This is a genomic window from Alcanivorax sp. MD8A, assembly GCF_002888555.1.
Taxonomy (GTDB): Bacteria; Pseudomonadota; Gammaproteobacteria; order Pseudomonadales; family Alcanivoracaceae; genus Alcanivorax.
Genome location: NZ_AQOQ01000070.1, coordinates 1 through 3,491 on the forward strand (window position 1 = coordinate 1; position 3,491 = coordinate 3,491).

The 3,491-nt window shown below is 56.0% G+C and carries 5 protein-coding genes; 3 read left to right on the top strand and 2 right to left on the bottom strand.

The features are described 5' to 3' along the window. The first annotated feature begins 93 nt into the window (after positions 1-93). Positions 94-567: a DUF2489 domain-containing protein gene (locus tag A15D_RS16955; RefSeq protein ID WP_102792885.1), complete on the top strand. Its 474-nt coding sequence runs from the start codon at positions 94-96 to the stop codon at positions 565-567. Here the strand turns inward: A15D_RS16955 and A15D_RS16960 are convergent. Next, complete coding sequence (locus A15D_RS16960; protein WP_233192294.1) at positions 501-1,307, bottom strand: DUF3108 domain-containing protein; 807 nt, start codon at positions 1,305-1,307, stop codon at positions 501-503. The two genes, A15D_RS16955 and A15D_RS16960, sit on opposite strands and share 67 nt — an antisense overlap. Before the next feature lie 39 nt (positions 1,308-1,346). On the opposite strand from A15D_RS16960, the gene A15D_RS16965 reads away from it, so the two are divergent. Together A15D_RS16965 and A15D_RS16970 are read left to right on the top strand one after the other, a co-directional pair. Next, a complete protein-coding gene (locus tag A15D_RS16965) occupies positions 1,347-2,024 on the top strand; it encodes a hypothetical protein (protein WP_102792889.1) in 678 nt (225 codons plus the stop codon). After that, positions 2,017-2,403, top strand: a complete 387-nt coding sequence (locus tag A15D_RS16970) for a PilZ domain-containing protein (protein WP_022986309.1) — start codon at positions 2,017-2,019, stop codon at positions 2,401-2,403. Before A15D_RS16965 ends, A15D_RS16970 begins: the two co-directional genes overlap by 8 nt. Positions 2,404-2,657: 254 nt before the next feature. Here the strand turns inward: A15D_RS16970 and A15D_RS17215 are convergent, their stop codons facing one another. Then, the gene (locus tag A15D_RS17215) at positions 2,658-3,269 is read right to left on the bottom strand and encodes a S46 family peptidase (protein WP_146026911.1); all 612 of its coding nucleotides are present in this window, start codon (positions 3,267-3,269) and stop codon (positions 2,658-2,660) included. Positions 3,270-3,491: the final 222 nt, after the last annotated feature.

Here is a 3,491-nt window from a genome sequence, read left to right on the forward strand (position 1 = left end):
AGCACGCAAGGCGTTATTCAGAGACTCCCTTGCAGGCAGGAGTCCGGGCCAGTCATCATAGTCGCCCATTTGGCCGATCAACGGGAAAGACACATGGCATTTGCCTGGCAGGTTTTATCCGCCGCGCTGGCGGGGTTGGTGATTGGCTCCTTGCTTGGCCTGGTGGGGTGGCGCTGGTGGCTGGCCAGGCGACACAAAGCAGAGCAACGAGTGCAGCAATCCGGTGTGCTGGATAGTCTTGAGGTGCTGTGCAAGGCGCTAGAGCAGCAGCAGGTCGAGGTCAGCGAGGCAGCGATCCGTATCAGCGCACTGCTGGATACCTTGCCCGCGAGCATCTCGCCAAAGGTGGATTTGTCCGATATCCATCAGTTTGCCCAGACATGCCAGCAATTTGACCGGGGCGAGGCGCGCCACAACCTCACCCCGAAGGCACGTCATGAACAAGATAAATACCGCTGGCAACTGGATGAAGAAAACCGTGAGCGAATTCGTGCCGCCGCTCAGCGACTGGTCACGGTGCTGCCGGACTGGCGATCAGGGCTGGGTATTTCCTCACCTGACAAGTAGCGAAATTCCGTTAGTTCAATGCGCCCGCGGATAAAGGGATTTTCCTGGTGATCCATGCGCACCATGAAGTATTCCAGCTCCCTGGCTGCCCAAAAGCGTGAGCGACGCCCCCGTTCCGGGTAATCCCGTTCCACGCTGACGGTTTGCCACTTGCCGGCAGGGGTTTCCAGGGTTTCCGCTTCCATAAAGCGATACTGATAAGTATCCATTCCATCCGGTTCTGCAACAGCGTATTCAAAGCTCTGCTCCGCCCTGGCCATGTTGCAACGTGCCATCATCGCCACACTCAGGGCATCCAGTGCGTCGTCCGCGAGGGGATACACCGCTTTGCTGCCATTGGCCTGGCCCGCGTCCCAGTCAAACTCGATTTCGCCTTCTCGCTTGATACCGAAGCCTGCGCTGGCATGGCGATAGTGATGGGGGCGGGCAGTGCAGTTGTTCCAGTCGAAAATAGCCACTTCCTGATGACGGAAAAAGCGATTTTCTGCCTGAAACTGCAGTTGGTAACCCTTGGGGTGTGGTGTGAGGGTGATGGTGGCATCCATACCAACGGGGATGCCGTTGACCACCACCCGGTAGCGGGCTTGTGCGGGCGGAAGCTCCCCGGGAAACGTATACGCCGGTGCGGCAATTGTTGAGATGTCGTCAATGACCGGTTGTGCCAGCACTGACTCGCCTGCCACTAGCAGCAGGCCGCCCAGCAGACGGCCTGAACGGTAAAGTAAAGTATGATGCGCCACGTTCCCTGTGATCCCTGACAGCACGATTGGAAAGACTTCATGAATGATAGCACGCTCCATGTTGCCTTTGCGGCACCGGAAAATCTGCATGCCACCATTGAGAGTTTTATCGACGGGGTGCTGGCCTCGCCAGACCAGTGTCACCTGGAGGAGCTGGAGGCCCTGGTGCCGCCTTTTGTTAATGTTCTGTTAGCCACTTTTTTCAAGGGGCCCATTGAGGCCTCAGGGGCATCGGGCAGCGCTGCGAGATTCATCCTGGGCGCCATGAATGTGATCCAGCGTGCCGCTGACAGCCTGGTCAGCCGGTTACTCAAAAACACCACCCAAGTAGAGCAGCAGAAGTTGGCTGAGCATTTCTCAACATTGAGAAAGTATAATAAGAACAATCTGTTTGTAGCCTTTCCTCTAGAGCCTTCTCAGGCTGAAAAAGCCAGTCTGGTTTTCCAGATGTTTCTTCAGGGCGAGGGCAATATGGATCAGTTACTGGAAGTTATGCAGGTGATAAACGATGGGGCAATCGAGCATTTCATGGACCGTTCAGTAGGTTGCCTGTCGCTTGGTCGGATCAATCGTGCCCTTGTATCCGCCGCTCGTGTTACAGTATGTAAAGCGTCGGCCTCTGCTACACACAAGGGCTTGGTCGCCATGGATGCCAACGCCAGGAGGGCGGTGGTCTCATACTTCGATAACATGCTGATACGGTTCGACGATGGATAGCAGGGAAACGCGCGGCGCCAACCGCCGCAAGCTGGCACGCATTAACACACAAATGCGCATCGATATTTTCCGCCACCGCCTGTTTGGCGGCTGGCGATTCCTTACTCGGGCCAAGGCCCTCGATTACAATCGATATGGCATCGGGCTTACGTCACCGGTTCGGCTGTCGCCCAATACCATCGTCAAGCTCGATCTGTACGCCCCTGGAATGATCCTTCGTCAGGTCTCGGCAGAAGTCGTCAGTTGTCAGCGGGCAGGCCAGGCCTACCGGTTGGGGCTGAGAACATATCAAAGTCTGCGTGACCTGGCTGGCGATGTAGACCAGCATCAGATTCGTTACCTGGCCGGCATGGAAGAGGTGCTTCCCCAGCAGGCGTAACCCGGAAGGGAGATCCGGCAAAGCCGGGCCTATTGGGGAGTGCCGTTCCTTCACTCTCGCAACCCAGCTTTCCGTAGGCGCGTCGCTGGCGGCGCGATTGTCACCGTTTTTAATGCTTCAACGCGGGGTTGAGAGAAGACTGGAAGGTTGGTCGGTTTTCAGACGTCCGACCTAGCTGTTTTCCCCGCTACTCCGTGATGAACATAAAAAAGCCCCGGCGTGTGCCGGGGCTTTTTTAAAGGGCTTGCAGGCGTTTAGCTGTCAGTACTGCTGGCAGGCGCCTTCTTGGCGGCCGCCTTTTTCTTGGCGGGTGCCTTTTTAGCAGCTGCCTTCTTCTTGGCAGGGGCTTTCTTCACAGCAGCCTTTTTCTTGGCAGCGGCTTTTTTGGCCGGTGCTTTCTTCGCCGCTGCCTTCTTCTTGGCCGGGGCTTTCTTAGGGCTCACCTTGCGCTCAATTTCCTTGGCGCGTTTTTCCAGATCCTTTTCGTACTGGCCGATAACCCGCGCAAGGCTGTGCGCCTGCTTGGCGGTAGCCTTCAATACCTTCACCTCGGTTTCGAGGATACGCTTGCGAGCCTCGGAGTCATCCACCTGTTTGCGGGCATCGTCGGCGGTCTTGCGGGCGCGGTCCAGCTGACGTTTGACGGTAGCTGTCGCCTTTTCACGGTATTCAGCTTGCAGCGTCTCCAGCTTGTTGAAGTAATCCTTCTGACGCTTCACTTCCTGGTTAAGGCGATCACGGACCTTCTCCAGTTGCTTTTCCAGCTGGGCGATCTGCTTTTCACGTTCCTTGTCAAAGCGCTCAGCCAGTTTGCGAATCTGTGCCTGAAGCTCTTCGACGGTATCTTTTACCTTGTTAGCAGCCATGGATGACTCCCTCTTCCCCTTCGGATGGAATGAACAGCATTGGCGCTTTTGGCGAACGCCCGAGTGCTGAAGCAACTTTATGCCACATCCTTAAAGTGAACAACCATTGATCAGGTGACTGTCTGACAGGATCGGGTAGAGATGAAGGAAGTTGCCAACGGAATCGGTCAAACTGATACTGGGAATCTCTGACTAACTCCTTGCATGCTCAGCGTGTCCTGA